General features: G+C 67.5%; 14 protein-coding genes. 9 read left to right on the top strand and 5 right to left on the bottom strand.

Going from position 1 to position 16,226, the window contains the following annotated elements:
• Positions 1–74: 74 nt before the first annotated feature.
• A complete protein-coding gene (locus BMX32_RS06535; RefSeq protein WP_089975867.1) occupies positions 75–620 on the top strand; it encodes a DUF2058 domain-containing protein in 546 nt (181 codons plus the stop codon).
• A gap of 11 nt (positions 621–631) precedes the next feature.
• Positions 632–1,615, top strand: coding sequence for an NAD-dependent epimerase/dehydratase family protein (locus BMX32_RS06530; protein WP_089975864.1), 984 nt, complete (start codon positions 632–634; stop codon positions 1,613–1,615).
• Between the two features lie 39 nt (positions 1,616–1,654).
• On the opposite strand, the gene BMX32_RS06525 is transcribed toward BMX32_RS06530, so the two are convergent.
• Both BMX32_RS06525 and BMX32_RS06520 read right to left on the bottom strand, forming a co-directional pair.
• Positions 1,655–2,704 carry a bifunctional transcriptional activator/DNA repair enzyme AdaA gene (locus BMX32_RS06525; protein ID WP_089975861.1) on the bottom strand — a complete coding sequence of 350 codons (1,050 nt, stop codon included), beginning with the start codon at positions 2,702–2,704 and terminating at the stop codon, positions 1,655–1,657.
• Positions 2,705–2,796: 92 nt separating this feature from the next.
• The gene (locus BMX32_RS06520) at positions 2,797–4,143 is read right to left on the bottom strand and encodes an MFS transporter (RefSeq protein ID WP_089975858.1); all 1,347 of its coding nucleotides are present in this window, start codon (positions 4,141–4,143) and stop codon (positions 2,797–2,799) included.
• Between the two features lie 154 nt (positions 4,144–4,297).
• On the opposite strand from BMX32_RS06520, the gene cyoA reads away from it, so the two are divergent.
• The 6 genes from cyoA (at position 4,298) to BMX32_RS06490 (ending at position 10,190) form a co-directional block, all read left to right on the top strand.
• On the top strand, positions 4,298–5,359 hold the full coding sequence (gene cyoA / locus BMX32_RS06515) for a ubiquinol oxidase subunit II (RefSeq protein WP_211664178.1): 1,062 nt from the start codon (positions 4,298–4,300) through the stop codon (positions 5,357–5,359).
• A gap of 70 nt (positions 5,360–5,429) precedes the next feature.
• Positions 5,430–7,403 (top strand): cytochrome o ubiquinol oxidase subunit I, encoded by a 1,974-nt coding sequence (gene cyoB, locus BMX32_RS06510; protein ID WP_211664197.1) that lies wholly within the window; start codon positions 5,430–5,432, stop codon positions 7,401–7,403.
• A gap of 1 nt (position 7,404) precedes the next feature.
• Positions 7,405–8,031, top strand: coding sequence for a cytochrome o ubiquinol oxidase subunit III (gene cyoC / locus BMX32_RS06505; protein ID WP_244511474.1), 627 nt, complete (start codon positions 7,405–7,407; stop codon positions 8,029–8,031).
• On the top strand, positions 8,028–8,438 hold the full coding sequence (gene cyoD / locus BMX32_RS06500; RefSeq protein ID WP_089975848.1) for a cytochrome o ubiquinol oxidase subunit IV: 411 nt from the start codon (positions 8,028–8,030) through the stop codon (positions 8,436–8,438). Before cyoC ends, cyoD begins: the two co-directional genes overlap by 4 nt.
• Positions 8,435–9,214: an SURF1 family protein gene (locus BMX32_RS06495; RefSeq protein ID WP_211664177.1), complete on the top strand. Its 780-nt coding sequence runs from the start codon at positions 8,435–8,437 to the stop codon at positions 9,212–9,214. The genes cyoD and BMX32_RS06495 overlap by 4 nt, the downstream gene beginning before the upstream one ends.
• 34 nt (positions 9,215–9,248) lie before the next feature.
• Positions 9,249–10,190 (top strand): DUF535 family protein, encoded by a 942-nt coding sequence (locus BMX32_RS06490; protein WP_139206683.1) that lies wholly within the window; start codon positions 9,249–9,251, stop codon positions 10,188–10,190.
• Positions 10,191–10,218: 28 nt separating this feature from the next.
• Here the strand turns inward: BMX32_RS06490 and BMX32_RS06485 are convergent, their stop codons facing one another.
• From BMX32_RS06485 to BMX32_RS06475, 3 genes are read right to left on the bottom strand one after another with little or no spacing between them, the layout of a single operon-like run.
• Positions 10,219–12,702: a TonB-dependent siderophore receptor gene (locus BMX32_RS06485; protein ID WP_244511437.1), complete on the bottom strand. Its 2,484-nt coding sequence runs from the start codon at positions 12,700–12,702 to the stop codon at positions 10,219–10,221.
• An 8-nt stretch (positions 12,703–12,710) separates the two neighbouring features.
• Positions 12,711–13,742 (bottom strand): FecR family protein, encoded by a 1,032-nt coding sequence (locus BMX32_RS06480; protein WP_089975839.1) that lies wholly within the window; start codon positions 13,740–13,742, stop codon positions 12,711–12,713.
• Positions 13,739–14,281, bottom strand: a complete 543-nt coding sequence (locus BMX32_RS06475; RefSeq protein ID WP_089975836.1) for an RNA polymerase sigma factor — start codon at positions 14,279–14,281, stop codon at positions 13,739–13,741. The genes BMX32_RS06480 and BMX32_RS06475 overlap by 4 nt, the downstream gene beginning before the upstream one ends.
• 243 nt (positions 14,282–14,524) lie before the next feature.
• Between BMX32_RS06475 and BMX32_RS06470 the strand changes: the two genes are divergently transcribed.
• Complete coding sequence (locus tag BMX32_RS06470) at positions 14,525–16,207, top strand: ArnT family glycosyltransferase (protein ID WP_089975832.1); 1,683 nt, start codon at positions 14,525–14,527, stop codon at positions 16,205–16,207.
• Positions 16,208–16,226 lie beyond the last annotated feature (19 nt).

The following is a 16,226-nucleotide window of genomic DNA, read 5'->3' as shown; positions in this document are numbered from 1 at the left end:
CTAGGCACGTAACGGGATGTAACCAAGCCTTCGGCGTTAGAATTCGTGCTCCCGATCGCCAGAAACGTCTACCCATGCGCAATCCGTTGCAGGAACAGCTCCTCAAGGCCGGCCTGGTCAAGAAGGACAAGGCGGCGAAGATCGTGCGCGACCAGGCGAAGCAGCGCCAGGGCAAGGCGCCCGCGCCGGCCGTCGACGACCAGGTCGATGCCCGCCGGCTGCAGGCCGAACGTGCCGAGCGCGATCGTGCGCTGGCGGCCGAACGGAACGCCGAGGCGCGCGCGAAAGAGATCCGCGCCCAGGTGCGCCAGATCGTCGAGACGACACGCGTCAAGCGCGATGGCGACGTCGCCTACCGCTTCACCGATGGCGGGAAGATCGCCACGGTGCTGGTCAACGAGAGCCTGCGCGCGCAACTCGCCTCCGGCGCGCTCGCGATCGCGCGCCTCGGCGACGGCTACGAGCTGATCCCGCGTGGTCCGGCCGACAAGATCCACGCGCGCTCCACCGACACCATCGTGCTGGACCACGGGCGCAAGGAAGGCGACGCCGCGCCGTCCGACGAAGAGGTCGACGACTACTACAAGCAGTTCGTCGTGCCCGACGACCTGATCTGGTAAGAGGCCACCCGATGTCGATACTCGTCACGGGCAGTGCCGGCCACCTCGGCGAAGCGCTCGTCCGGCGGCTGAGGGACGATGGCCGTCATGTCATCGGTCTCGATATCAAGCCCTCGCCCTTCACCGACCTGGTGGGCTCGATCGCCAACGAAGGCTTCGTGCGCGACGCGACGGCGGGTGTGTCCGGCGTCATCCACGCCGCGACGCTGCACAAACCGCATGTCGCCACGCATTCGAAACGCGATTTCGTCGAGACGAATGTCGCCGGCACGATGGCGTTGCTCGAAGCGGCAGCCACGCAGGGTGTGCAGTCGTTCGTGTTCACGAGCACGACGAGCGCGTTCGGCGCCGCGTTGTCGCCCGCGGCCGGTGAGCCGGCCGCCTGGATCGACGAAGGCGTAATGCCGATCCCGAAGAACATCTATGGCGCCACCAAGATCGCGGCGGAGGGCCTGTGCGAACTCGTCGCGCGCAACGACGGTTTGCCTGTGCTCGTGTTGCGCACCTCGCGGTTCTTTCCGGAAGACGACGACAACGCGGGCGTGCGCGCCGACTACGACACCGCGAACATGCAGGCCAACGAGCTGCTCTACCGCCGCGCCGACATCGAAGACATCGTCGAGGCGCATCTACGGGCGCTCGAGCGCGCACCGGCGCTCGGCTTCGGACGCTACATCGTCTCGGCGCCGCCGCCGTTCTCACGCGACGACCTGGCGGCGCTGCGTGCCGACGCGGGCGCCGTCGTGCGGCGTCTCTACCCCGAGGTCGATGCGCTCTACGCGCAGCGCGGCTGGAAACTGCTGCCGACGCTCGACCGTGTCTACGACAGCTCACGCGCTGTGCGCGATCTCGGCTGGCGTCCGAAGCGCGACTTCGCCTTCGTGCTCGACTGCCTGCGCCGCGGCGAGGAGTTCCGCAGCCCGATGGCCCTGGCGATCGGCAAAAAGGGTTACCACGACACAACGTTCGAGCACGGCCCGTACCCGGTGGTTTGACCTGGCTCCCACCAAAAAAGCTGCCGGTGTTCTGTGGAGTCAGGCGAACTTGCGTTCGTGCCTCAGCAGCCAATCCTTGCGCCATAGCCCACCGCCGTACCCCGTGAGCGACCCATCGGCGCCGATCACGCGGTGGCATGGAATGACGATGGCCAGCTGGTTCGCGCCATTGGCTCGGGCCACGGCGCGGACCGCCGTGTGCCGCCCGGCCGAGGCGGCGATCTGCGCGTAGCTGCGCGTCGTTCCCGGCGCGATGGCCATGAGTTCGTCCCAGACCCTGCGGGTGAAGACCGACCCATGCAGCCCGAGCGGCGTCTCGAACACGTGCCGCGTTCCGGCAAAGTAATCCCGCAGTTCCGCCTCGATGCGATCGATCACCGACGTGCGCCCGAAGGTAATGGTCGAGCGCGTCGCTAGCCGGAGACGTTTCAGCTCCCTCGGCAGCGCCGTGCGATCGAAGAATTCCAGCAGGTGGAGCGCATGCGCGTCGGCGACGGCGAGCATGCTGCCGATGGGCGTCTCGATCCAGTCGGCTTTCAGCAGTTCGCGGCCACGCAGGTCGGCGGGGCAGTCGCCGAGCAGGCGCACGATGGCGTCGCGGAAACCGCTGCCCGATGCGTAGCCGGCCGCCTGCTGCGAATCCACCACGCTGGCGCCCGCGACGAGCCTGTCCATGCCACGCCCCGCCCGGCGCAGGCGCGCCATGTCGAGGAAGGTCAGGCCGAGGTGGCGCTTGAAGCCGCGCCGGACCGTGGACGGGTCGTATCCGAGCCGGACGAGGTCCTCTTCGGACCAGACGCGCTCCGGCTCGTTCTCGAGGTGGCGAAGCAGGGCGGAGACCATCGGCTCGCGCTCGCCGACCGGGTCCAGCGGGCGGCAGCGCAGGCACGGACGGAACCCGGCCTCGAAGCAGGCAGCCACCGAATCGAAGAAACGGGTGTTCTCCATCAGCGGCTTGCGGGCGGGGCAGGTCAGCCGGCAGAAGACCCCGGTGCTGGTCACCCCGACGAACACGTGGCCGTCGTACGACGGGTCGCGCTCGAGCAGGGCCCGGTAGAGGGTCTCGTGGTCGGGGAGGTCGAAGAGCATGGGCGGGAGGTTACGCCGGGACGGCGCACGGTGCCGCCGGAAATCGGGCGGCTATATCGGTGGGAGCCAGCAGGCTGGCTCCCACCCGCCGATCAGGCCTTGTTGCGGTCCGTCTCGAACGCCTTGTTGATGCGCAGGGCGAGCAGGGTGCAGGCGACGCCGGACAGCAGGTAGACGCTGACCGCGCCGAGGCCGAACCGCATGGACAGGCCGAGGGCCACGAGCGGGGCGAAGGCCGCGCCGATGAGCCAGGCGAAGTCGGACGTCAGGGCCGCGCCGGTGTAACGGAAGCGCTTCGAGAAGTTGGCCGTGACGGTGCCGGCGGCCTGGCCGTAGGAGAGGCCCAGGAGCGCGAACCCGATGATCAGGAAGGCGTCCTGCGCGATCTTGCCGCCGCCGAGCAGCCAGGGCGAAGCGATGGCGAAGAGGCCGATCAGCACGGCCATGGTGCCCAGCGTGTTGCGGCGGCCGACCTTGTCGGCGATGACGCCCGAGGCCACGGTGGCCAGGATGGCGACGAAGGCGCCGACGATCTGGACGATCAGGACGCTGTCCACTTCCTGGGTCTGGTGGACCGTGATCCACGAGAGCGGGAAGATCGTGACGATGTGGAACAGGGCATAGCTAGCCAGAGCCGCGAAGGCGCCGATGAACAGGTTGTAGCCCTGCGCGCGGAACATGTCGACGATGCCGATCGGCTCCAGCTGGCCCTCTTCGAGCAGCTGGGTGTACTCCTCGGTAACCACGAGGCGCAGGCGCGCGAACAGCGCCACGACGTTGATGGCGAACGCCACGAAGAACGGGTAGCGCCAGCCCCAGCCCAGGAAGTCCTCGCGGGACAGCTGGGTGTTGAGGAACAGGAACAGCGAGGCCGCGATCAGGAAGCCGGTGGGGGCGCCCAGCTGGCCGAGCATCGCGTACCAGCCGCGGCGCTCCTTGGGGGCGTTGAGGGACAGCAGCGACGGCAGGCCGTCCCACGAGCCGCCCAGCGCAATGCCCTGCAAGAACCGCAGTACCGAGAGAATCACAATGACGGTGTAGCCGTGGGACGTGTTCGCCGGCAGGAAGGCGATGCAGACCGTGGAGGTGCCCAGCAGGAACAGGGCGGCCGTGAGCTTGGTACCACGGCTCCATTCGCGCTGGATCGCCATGAACAGCGTGGTGCCGATCGGGCGCGCGATGAACGCGAACGAGAAGATAGCGAAGGCCAGCAGGATGCCGTCCAGCTGGCTCAGGAACGGAAAGAACACCGACGGGAACACGAGGACGGACGCGATGCCGTACGTGAAGAAGTCGAAGTACTCCGAAGCGCGGCCGATGACGACGCCGACGGCGATCTCACCGGGGGCGACGGGCGCGTGGCTGGTCTGGTGCTGGCGGCGGACGTCCTGTTCGGCGCCTTCCGCGGCATTGTGATGGGCGTGTGAAATGCTCGACATCGGATTCGGCCGGCTCGGGGAGGTAGATGGCAGGATAGCGAAGGATCGCACTACTCGGCTTGTAGGGCCATGGGACAAAGTGTCCTATGGTGAGCGCAGGCGGATCGGCGTATTTTTTCGTGTCCCCACGGTTGCCTCCATCATGCGAATGTCCATGAAGATGTTGCGCGGATTGCTGATCCCCGCCCTCGCCCTGCTCCTTTCGGGCTGCGATGCCGTGCTTTTCTCGCCGTCCGGCGACATCGCCCGGCAGCAGCGCGACCTGATCATCATTTCCACGGTCCTGATGCTTCTCATCGTGGTGCCCGTGATCGTGATGATCCTGCACTTCGCGTGGAAGTACCGCGAGTCGAACAAGGCCGCCGAGCCCGAATACGCGCCGGACTGGAACCACTCCACCGTCCTCGAGCTCCTGATCTGGTCGGCCCCGCTGCTGATCATCATCGCGCTGGGCGCCATCACCTGGACGAGCACGCACAAGCTGGATCCGTACCGGCCGCTCGATCAGGTCGCCCAGGGCCGTCCGCTCGTCCCGGGGGTCAAACCCCTCCGCGTCGACGTCGTCGCGCTCGACTGGAAGTGGCTGTTCCTCTATCCGGAACAGGGCATCGCCACGGTCAACGAGATGGCCGCGCCGGTCGACCGCCCGATCGAGTTCCACATCACCGCCTCCACGGTGATGAACGCGTTCTTCGTGCCGTCGCTCGCGGGCATGATCTACGCGATGCCGGGCATGGAAACCCAGCTGAACGCCGTGATGAACAAAACCGGCGATTTCGAAGGCATTTCCGCCAATTACAGCGGTGCCGGGTTCTCCGACATGCGCTTCCGCTTCCATAGCCTGTCGCAGGGCGAGTTCGACGCCTGGGTCGCGAAGGCCAAGGGCGGTGGCGGCGAGCTGAGCCGCGAGGATTACCTCAAGCTCGAGCAGCCCAGCGAGAAGGAGCCGGTCCGCTACTACGGCAGCGTCGCCCCGGGCCTGTACAACGCCATCCTCAATCGCTGCGTCGAATCCAACCGCATGTGCGCCAACGACATGATGGCGCTCGACGCCCGCGGCGGCCAAGGCGTGGTCGGTGCCTACAACGTCACTTCGCTCGATGCCGCGACCCGTGCGCGCGTGGGCCTGAAGGACGACGATCGTCGCTACGTCGGGGCGCTGTGCGTCGCCGCCACCGACGGCAAGCCGATGACCCCTGCCGGACGTCCGCTCTGAGCGCGACGCCTCCCACGTATTCAAGCCTTTGCCGAGTCCGGTAATGAACATGCCCGATCTAGCCAAACTGATCTTCGGACGCCTCACCATCGAGGCGATCCCGTATCACGAGCCGATTCTCATCGGCACCTTCATCGCGGTCGCCATCGGCGGCATCGCGTTGCTGGCGCTGATTACCAAGCACAAGCTCTGGGGTTACCTGTGGAGCGAGTGGTTCACCAGCATCGATCACAAGAAGATCGGCATCATGTACATGGTGCTCGGCATCGTGATGCTGCTGCGTGGCTTCTCCGACGCCATCATGATGCGTGCCCAGCAGGCCATGGCCTTCAACGGCAACCCCGGCTTCCTGCCGCCGCATCACTACGACCAGGTCTTCACCGCCCACGGCGTGATCATGATCTTCTTCGTGGCGATGCCGCTGGTCACGGGCCTCATGAACTACGTGGTGCCGCTGCAGATCGGCGCGCGCGACGTGGCGTTTCCGTTCCTCAACAACTTCAGCTTCTGGATGACCGTGGCCGGCGCGATGCTGGTGATGGCGTCGCTGTTCGTCGGTGAGTTCGCCCGCACCGGCTGGCTGGCGTATCCGCCGCTCTCCGGCCTCGCGCAGAGTCCGGATGTCGGTGTCGACTACTACATATGGTCACTACAGGTGGCCGGCGTGGGAACGACCCTCTCCGGCATCAACCTGCTCGCCACCATCGTCAAGATGCGCGCGCCGGGCATGAGCATGATGAAGATGCCCATCTTCACCTGGACCTCGCTGCTGACCAACGTGCTGATCATCGCCGCCTTCCCGGTGCTGACGGCCGTGCTGGTGCTCCTGGCGCTCGACCGTTACGCGGGCACCAACTTCTTCACGAACGACTTCGGCGGCAACGCCATGATGTACGTGAACCTGATCTGGATCTGGGGCCATCCCGAGGTCTACATCCTGGTGCTGCCGGTGTTCGGCGTGTTCTCGGAAGTCGTCGCCACCTTCAGCCGCAAGCGCCTGTTCGGTTACGCGTCGATGGTCTACGCCACCGTCGTCATCGCGGTGCTGTCGTACCTCGTGTGGCTGCACCACTTCTTCACCATGGGATCCGGCGCGAGCGTCAACTCGTTCTTCGGCATCACCACGATGATCATCTCGATCCCCACGGGCGCGAAGATCTTCAACTGGCTGTTCACCATGTACCGCGGGCGCATCAAGTTCGACGTGCCCATGCTGTGGACCGTCGGCTTCATGGTCACCTTCGTCATCGGCGGCATGACCGGCGTGATGCTCGCGGTGCCGCCGGCCGACTTCCTCCTGCACAACAGCCTCTTCCTGATCGCGCATTTCCATAACGTCATCATCGGCGGCGTGATCTTCGGCCTGTTCGCGGGTATCAACTACTGGTTCCCGAAGGCCTTCGGTTACCGGCTCGATCCGTTCTGGGGCAAGTGCTCGTTCTGGTTCTGGCTGGTCGGTTTCTGGGTCGCGTTCATGCCGCTGTACGTCCTCGGTTTCATGGGCGTCACCCGTCGCATGAACCACTTCGACGATCCGTCGCTGCAGATCTGGTTCCAGATCGCCGCGTTCGGCGCCTTCCTCATCGCGCTCGGCATCGGCTCGTTCCTGGTGCAGCTGTGGGTCAGCTACAAGCGTCGCGACGAACTGCGCGACGTCACGGGCGATCCGTGGCACGGCCGTACCCTCGAGTGGTCGACGTCGTCGCCGCCGCCCGACTACAACTTCGCGTTCACCCCGGTGATCCACGATTCCGACGCCTGGTGGGACATGAAGGAGCGCAACGCGGGCCGTCGTCTCGAAGGCTACCTGCCGATCCACATGCCGAAGAACACGGGCGCGGGCATCATCCTCGCCGGTATCTCGTTCGTGTTCGGCTTCGCGATGATCTGGCACATGTTCCTGATCGCGGGCATCGCGTTCGTGGCGCTCATCGCCACCGCGATCGGCCACACGTTCAACTACAAGCGTGATTACTACATTCCCGCCGACGAAGTGGCCCGGACCGAGGCTGCCCGCACGGAAGAGCTCGCCGCCCATGTCTGATATGCACGCCACCCCTTCCGCGGCCGTCGCGACCCAGGACGTCGAGTTCTGGATGAAGGAAGACCACCACCCGGCCAACGGTACGTTGCTCGGGTTCTGGGTCTACCTGATGAGCGACTGCCTCATCTTCGCCTGCCTGTTCGCCACCTACGGCGTGCTCGGCCGCAGCTACGCGGGCGGCCCTTCGGGTGCCGACCTGTTCGACCTGCCGCTGGTGGCCGTCAACACGACCATGCTGCTCCTGTCCTCGATCACCTACGGCTTCGCCGTGCTCGAGATGCAGAAGAACCGCAAGGGTTCGATGATGGCCTGGCTCATCATCACCGGCCTCTTCGGCGCGGCGTTCCTCGGCATCGAACTGTGGGAGTTCTCGCACCTCATCCATGAGGGCGCGGGTCCGCAGCGCAGCGCGTTCCTGTCGTCGTTCTTCACGCTGGTCGGCACGCACGGACTGCACGTCACGTTCGGCATCGTGTGGCTGATCACGCTGCTGTTCCAGGTGGGCCGCCTCGGCCTCACGCCGGCGAACAAGCGTCGCATCATGTGCCTGTCGATGTTCTGGCACTTCCTCGACGTGGTCTGGATCGGCGTCTTCACCTTCGTTTACCTGATGGGGTCCCTCTCGTGAGTGCGCATACCGAATCGCATGACGCCCATGGCGGCCACGATCACCACGACGACGATGGCGCCAGCCACAGCACCCTGAAGGGTTACATGACGGGGTTCTTCCTCGCCGTGGTGCTGACGGCCATTCCGTTCTGGCTCGTGATGGAAAAAGTCATCCCCAACGCGCAGACGCTGGCGGTGGTGCTGCTGACCTTCGCCGCCATCCAGATCGTGGTTCACATGATCTACTTCCTGCACATGAACCCGCGGTCGGAAGGCGGCTGGAACATGCTGGCACTGATGTTCACGCTGATCATCGTGGTGATCACGCTGGCCGGTTCCATCTGGGTCATGTTCCACCTCAACTCGAACATGATGCCGGGCATGTCGCACCAGATGACCGAGCAACAGGTGAAGAACCTGCCTTGAGCGCGACGTCCGCCAACGAGCCGAAAACGCCGCGCCGACCGCGCGGCGTTTTCGTTCTGGGCCTGCTCGTCGTGCTGGGCGCGCTGCTGTTCGCCGGCTTCGTCGCCCTCGGCACGTGGCAGGTACACCGGAGCGCGTGGAAGCACGACCTCGTGGCGCGCGTCGACGCGCGCGTGCACTCGCCGCCGGTCGACGCGCCGCGTCGGGGTCAGTGGCCGCTCGTCAGCGCGGCCAACGACGAGTACCGTCGCGTCCGGCTGACCGGGCGTTTCCTCGACGACAGAAGCGTTCGCGTGCGGGCCAGCACGGCGCTGGGCATGGGGTCGTGGCTGCTGACGCCGTTCCTGCAGCGCGATGGCGCGGTGGTCGTCGTGAACCGTGGCTTCGTGTCGCCCACCTGGTGCGGTGGCAAGGCCTCGTGCACGCCCGGGCCGTCGGGCGAGACCACGATCTCGGGCCTCCTGCGCATCAGCGAGCCGAAGGGCGCGCTCTTCCAGCCGAACGACCCGGCGAACGATCGCTGGTACTCCCGCGACGTCGCGGCGATCGCGAAGGCGAAGGGCCTGACCGACGTTGCTCCCTATTTCGTCGATGCCGACGCGGCCTCGTCGCCCGGCCGGGGCGAGGGCAACGACGGCCCCGTGGGCGGCCTGACCGTGATCGCCTTTCCCGACAACCACCTGAGCTACGCGCTGACCTGGTATGGCCTCGCCCTGCTCACACTGGTCGGCGCGTGGGTGGTATGGCGGGACGAACGGCGTAAGCGCCGGAGCTGATTTCAATTTTCACGGGCTCGCACGTCTTAGAGGCATGCAGTCCCGCTACCCACACACCGCGCCGTTCGACGACCTGCCCCGGGGCTGGTCGTCGCCCCGCCAGGCGCCGGAGCGCGGCCCGCTGGCCCTGATCATCGGCCATGCCCGGCGCCGCGCCGCCCTTAGCCGCTCGCGGCCCCTGCCCGAGCGGCGCCTGGCGTACCTCCTGAAGACGCTGGCCGCCTTCCGTCGCAAGGCGGAGTGGCTGCGTCTTGTGGGAACGTCACGCGTGATGCGCGCGGCCGCCGAGTCCAACCCGCGCGTCTACGAGCGCTGGCAGTCGCACTACATCTCGCGCGCCTTCAGCCTCGATGCGCGCGCCCGCATGATCGAAGCCCACTACCGGTTCGTGGCCCGCGAGTTCCCGGCGCGGCTGAGCAGCCGCATGCTGAAGGGTCACGACGTGCGGCTGGCGACGCTGCCGCTCGGCAATGGCGAGATCGCCTACCTGCACGCCCGGGCACCCGAGCACGAATGTACCGGGGAGCTCGGTCTGTACCTGCTGAACGCGGACAAGGAAGTGGTGTCGTCGTGCACGGTGACTTTCGCGGGTGCGGATGGCGTGCTTGTGGGCGCGATGCGTGGCTCCTGGGCCTACCTGGGCCGGAACGCCATCGCCCGCTTCACCCGCGCGACCGGCGGCCTGCGTCCGCGCGACCTGCTGCTCGCCGTGGTCCGTGCGCTGGCGACGCATTACGGCATCGAGCGCGTGCGCGCGGTATCGCGCGCCGCCCATCCGCTGGACCGTCGGCACGGCGTGACCACGGCAGCCTACGATCGATTCTGGAAACGCCATGGTGGCGTGCCGGGTGCGGACGGGTGCTTCGAACTATCGCGCATCGACATGGCGACTGGCAGCGCGGAACGCGATGCCTTTCGCCGCGAAGCCTGCGACGTGGCGCTCAAGTCGTTCGCACGCCCTCAGCTTGCTATGTAGGTGGGAGCCAGCAGGCTGGCTCCCACCATCAAAAATCGTAGCAGCCCGTGAGCAGCACGGTGCGCCCCTGCCGGATCGGCACGAACGTCTCGTCGAAGTTCACCGCGTACAACGTGCGCGAGAAGAGGTTCTTCACCCCGAGGGTGACACGCCAGCGCTCGCCGTAGCGCGACACGTTGGTCTCGACGCTCGCTTGCCCCGGGATGCCGAAGTACGTGCCGTCGGCGCTGGTGCGGCCCAGGCTGCGGCTGCGTGCGAGCACGCCGGCGGCCACGCCCCACGGTTTCACCACGCCCCCGCCGAAACGGTAACTCGCCCAGACGGCGGCCTGATGTTTCGGCGCCCCGGTCGGTCGCGTGTCGTCGTTGTTCTGGATGCGTGCCTCGGTGAGGCTCGCGAGCATGTCGAACCCCGGCGCGACCTGGCCGGCGAATTCGACCTCGACGCCGCGATTCGTCTGCCCTGGCCCCGGGGTCGCGAAGAACGGCGGCTCGGGCGACACCAGGTCCACGCTGTGGTCGACATGGATGCGATAGAGCGCCGCCGTGAGGCGCGCTCGCTGCTCGAAGAGGTCGAACTTGCCGCCGACCTCGATCTGTCGCGAGGTCGCCACGGGCAGCGGCTGGCCATCCTTGCCGAGCAGCGGATCGGGCTGGAAACCGGTCGACGTGTCGGCGTAGATCGCCACGTCCGGCGACACCTTGTAGACGACGCCGAACTTCGGGATCCACCGGGACTGGTCCACCCGGCGGGGCGATCCGTCTTCCCAGCGCGTCTCGAGCCGATAGCTCGTGCGGCGTAACGCGGCCAGCACGTTCCAGTCGTCGCCGATCGCGATCTGGTCCTGCAGGAACAGGCCCGCGTTGGTCTGCCACGAACCGCCGAGGTTCTGCACCGTGGTGCTGACCGGCGCGATCATGGCGTTGTATTTCGCCGAGAAGTCGCTCGTCGTGCGCAGGTCGTAGGCGAGCGGCCGGGTGACGATCACCGCGTCGCGGTCGCGCGCGCTGGCCGTGGCGTCGCCCACCTCCACGCTGCCGCTGCCATCGTCGCCGGCGTGCGTGCGCGCGAGATCGACGCCCATCAACACCGTGTGCGTGACGTCGCCATGCTGGAAGCGCGTGGTGAGATCGTTCTGCCAGGTCCAGTACGTGCCCGAGTAACGAAAGCGCCGGTCCACCGCGTCGAGCGCGCCGACGATGCCGCTGATCAGGTACGACTGACTGCGGCCGTCGCTGTGCTGGCGCACGTACTGACCCTGACTGTGGAAGGTCCAGTCGTCGCCGAACTCGTGGTCCAGTTCGAACACGCCACGGCTGGTGCGGAACGTGGAGATGTCGGACGGATCGCGGGACGGGGACCTCGTCAGCGTGGCCGTGGAAAGGGTAGGGCCAAGCAGCACCGTGTGATCCGGTCCCGGCACGCGGTTGTCCACGAGTTCGGCACCGACCATCACGCGCGTGGCATCGCCCTGCCACGCCAGCGAGGGCGCGAGGTACGCGCCGCGGCCGCCACCGAAGCCCTGGGGGGTCTTTTCGCCGCGCTGTCCCGCGGCCACGAAGCGGTACGTCACCGCACCGTCCTTCGATGCCGTGCCGGCCAGGTCCAGCCCGACGCGCGCGCCGTCGTATTCGCCGAGCGACCAGGTGAGGTTGCGCACGGTCCCGGCCTGCGGCCGCTTCATCACCACGTTGATCGAGCCGCCGAAGTTGTTGTTCTGCGACGCGTCGCCGAGGATCGCTTCCGGACCGCGAAGCACCTCGACCCGCTCGATGCCGATCAGCGGAGGGAGATCCTCCGTGCGTGCGATGCCGTTCGGCATGCCGTCCGTCATGCCATGGCCGGCGTCGAAGCCGCGGATGAGGAACAGCGGCGAGCCGCCGTAACCGTCCACGTACTGCACGCCCGCGACGTAGCGCGCCACGTCGCCGATGTCGACGGCCTGCTGGGATTCGATCACCTCGCGCGTCACCACGGACACCGACTGCGGTACGTCGGTGAGCCGGGTCTCGTTGCGTGTCGCGGTACGCGTGGAATCCGCCTTGTAGCCGTTCTCGGAGACCAGCCCGCGTACGTCCACGGTGGCCAGCGGCACCACCGTCGACGGGTCGAGGGTCACTCCCGGGTCGATGGGGCCGGGCGTCGCGTTGTCCCGCTTCTGCCGCTGGCGCACCACGACCGTTCGCGTGTCGTACGACTCGCGCTCCAGATCCGTGCCTTCGAGCAGTTCGTCGAGCGCCTGATCGGGCGTGAGAACCCCCCTGGCGCCACCGCTGCGCCAGTTGGCGATGGAACCGGAGGCGGTGAGCACCTGCACGTTGGCCTGCTGGCCCCACGCGAGTAGCGCGGTGGCGAGCGGTTGGGGTGCGATCGAAAAGGCCTTGGGGGAAAGGGTGCCGTCGGCGGCCGCGTCGGCCGCGCAGGCGGCACGGATCGCCACGACCAGCGCGAACGCGCCGGTGAGTGCGCGCCGGCGCCCGCGATACGTATACGGCAAGACCTGCGGCCCCAAGTGATTCGTCAGCGCGGCTGGGCACTCCGCGCCATCGTCGTCTGACGGGCGAGCTCCAGTCGATCGGGGTAGGTGACGACGCGCACCGGGAAAACCCTCGGCAGGGCGGCGACCCAGCTGTCGATGGTATCGACCTCGACGGTACCGGTAAACGTCATCTTGCCCAGCGAAGGATCCTGAAGGCGGATCGGGCGGGCCGCGTAGCGGTTCACGTTCTCGACCACCGAGGCCAGCGGCTCGTTCACGAACTCCAGCCGGTGGCTGCGCCAGGCCGTGGCGCTGGCCGGATCGACATCGAGAATGCGCATGGCCTGGGTCTCGGCGTCGAATGAGACTTCGCGACCCGCGCCGAGTTCGACAGTGCCCGCGTCGTTCGGGGCGGCGAGCGGCGAGACGCGGACGCGGCCTTCCGTCACGGTCACCGTCACGCGTTCGCCGCTTCGGCGGACGTTAAAGGCCGTGCCCAGGTCGCGGATGCGCAGCGGACCGGCATGGACGATGAAAGGGCGTTCGGCGTGCGCCACGCGGAAGAAGGCTTCGCCCGCGTCCAGATCGACGAGGCGCTCGTCGCGGCCGAACCGCGTGGTGACCGAGCTGGCGCCGCCCAGCTCGATGCTGGAACCGTCCGGCAGGGCGATGTCGCGATGACCGGCATGAGCGCTGGCGAAGCGGGCTTCGGTGTCCGTGGCGGCCGGGCGCAGGGCGAGGAACGCGCCCGCGCCGAGCAGCGCGAGCGTCACACCCGCGGCCAGGGCCATGGCGAGCCGCGCGCGCGGGCGACGTGCGACCGGGGCGGTACGCGCCGGTACCGGCGCGAAGCGCGCCACGAACGCCCTGCGGTTGACCTCGTCCATGCCACCCATGAGCTCGGCGAGGGCCGAGACGCGTTCATACGCGGCGGCGTTCGCCGCGTCCGCGTCGAGCCATTCGCTCCAGGCGACGAGCTCGTCGTCGGGAAGCGACGGATCGCGCAGGCGGGCCCACCAGTCGGCGGCGGTGTGCTCCAGTTGCCGGTCGAACGGGAAGTGAGTCGGTTTCATCGGGGTGTCTCCGCACGATCGCGGCGTTCGCGGCAATGCGCCAGGGCATTGCCGACGTGGTAGCGCACCATGCGCTCGCTGAGGTTCATCTCACGTGCGATGGCCGCGAAGTCGCGCCCGTCGATCACGTGCATCACGAAAGCACGGCTTGTTTTCGGCGGCAGTTCGTCCAGCGCGCGGCGCAGGTCTCGCCACTGCTCGTGGGCCGAGGCATGCTGCTCGGGAACGGGCGTGACGTGCCAGTCGTCGGCGTCCGGATCGACGGGCGCGAGGGCACGCACGTTGCGCATCCGGATGCGATCCACGGCCAGGTTCGATGCTGCCCGGAACAGAAAGGCGCGCGGCGAGTCGATCACGGTGTCCTCGCCCAGCGAGAGCAGCTTGAGATAGACCTCCTGGGCGACTTCCTGCGCGTCGGCCAGCGAATTGAGCCGGGTACGCAGAAAGGCGACGAGGGCCGCGTTGTGCTCCCGGAAGAGGTCGACGACCTGTCGGGCCCGCTTGCCGCCCGGTGAAGCGGCAGCCTCGGATGGATCCATGGTGTGCCTGACCGCGTTCATGGGGGCTGGGTGGATGCTTATGGTCGCACGGTGGGAAATCGACGCCCGTACGGGCAGGGACGAACGCCGATTTCCGCACCGGCGAACCCTTAAGACGTGCCAGCTCCGAAAAATTGAAATGGAAGGCGGACAAAATCTCTTCACTGGTCATAAGCCGTTGATCAGGTAGAAACTCGTTCCATCCCTTAGGATCCTCCAGCCTGCCAAGGACCCCGGTTTTCGATGCCTAGCAACGACGAACGCACCTTTCGCCGCGAGTTCGGCTGGTTCATGGCGATCGCGCTGATCGTCCTCGCGGCCGGCATCGGCATGCGGGACCCATGGCCACCCGACGAGCCCCGCTTCGCGCTGGTCGCGCGCCAGATGCTCGAATCCGGCCAGTGGCTGTTTCCCCACCGGGGCATGGAGCTCTATTCCGACAAGCCGCCCATGCTGATGTGGACGGAGGCGTTCTGGATGTGGCTCACCGGTGGCTGGCGCGGCGCCTTCCTCCTCACGTCGCTGTTCTCCGGCTTAGGCACGCTCGCGCTCGTCTGGCACCTGGGCCGCCGCCTGTGGAGCCCGCGCGTGGGCCTCGTCGCCGCGGGGCTCCTGCTCGCCACCATGCAGTTCGTCGACGTCATCCGCCACGCGCAGATCGACCCGCTCAATCTGTTCTGGATCACGCTGGGCAACACCGGGATCCTGCTGCACTGCCTGCGCGGCCCGAACTGGCGGCTCTACTGGATGGGCTGTTTCGCGGCCGGGCTCGGCGTCATCACCAAGGGTGTCGGCGTCATCGCGCTTCTGATGCTCGTGCCCTACGTCGCGATGCGCCTGCGCGGCTGGCCGGGCGTCGTGTCCACGCGCGGCGACGGCTGGCGCTGGGCAGGCGGCGCGCTGGCGTTCCTGCTGGCGATCGCGCTCTGGCTGGCGCCGATGCTGATCGGGGCGTACGGCTTCCGCACGCCCGAATACCTCGCGTACGTGCAGGACATCCTGTTCCGGCAGACCGCGGAGCGTTACGCCAACTCCTGGCAGCACGAGGAGGCGCCCTGGTACTTCGGCATCGTGATCCTCACGCACTGGATTCCCACCTGGCTGCTCGTGCCGTTCGTGCTGCGTCCCTGGCGCGAGGCGCTGCGCCTGCGCGAGCCGCGCGTGTGGATGCCGCTGACCTGGGTGCTGCTCGTGCTGGTGTTCTTCTCCATCCCCAGCGGCAAGCGCGAGATCTACATCCTTCCCGCCCTGCCGATGCTGGCGCTCGCCATGGCGCCGTACGTCCTCGACCTCCTGAAGGCCCGCTGGCTCCAGCGCCTGGCGTTCTGGGTAACCATCGCCTGCGCCGCGATCTTCGCCGCGGTGGGCACGTGGGCGCTGGTCAAGGCCCCGGCGGCCGCGCGTCGCATCGCGCAGGGTTACGAGCTGGGCGGCCACGGGCAGGCGCTATGGGTGTGCGTGATCCTGGTCGGCGCGGGCTTTCTGCTGGCCGCCGTCATCGGCCGGCCCCGGCGGGGCGTGGCGGCGCTGCTCGGCGGCATGGCGCTCGCGTGGATCATCTGGCCGCTGGGCACGTATCCGCTTCTCGATGCGAATCAGTCGACGCGTCAGCTGATGCAAGAGGCCGATACGGCCATCGGCCCCGATGGCCAGCTGGCGCTGGTGCTGTGGCGCGAGGAGCTGATGTACCAGGCGCGCCGTCCGGTCGCCGAGTTCGGCTTCGCACGCGACGCCGCCAGCCAGCTACGCGACGCGCGCGCATGGCAGGCCGCCGACCCCACCCACCGTTGGATCCTCGTCAACGACCACGCGCTCGACGAGTGCGTGGTGAAGGACAAGATCGTGGCACTGGGCCAGGCCAACCGCGTCAGCTTCTCGCTGCTACCGGCGGCGGCGTCGAAACCGGGCTGCACTCCGACACCGTAGTCCGGGAATGCTGGCTCCC

This window comes from Luteibacter sp. UNCMF331Sha3.1, assembly GCF_900109915.1.
Lineage (GTDB): Bacteria > Pseudomonadota > Gammaproteobacteria > Xanthomonadales > Rhodanobacteraceae > Luteibacter.
The sequence above is the reverse complement of the archived record's forward strand: the minus strand, read 5'-3'. Positions and strand labels throughout refer to the sequence as shown.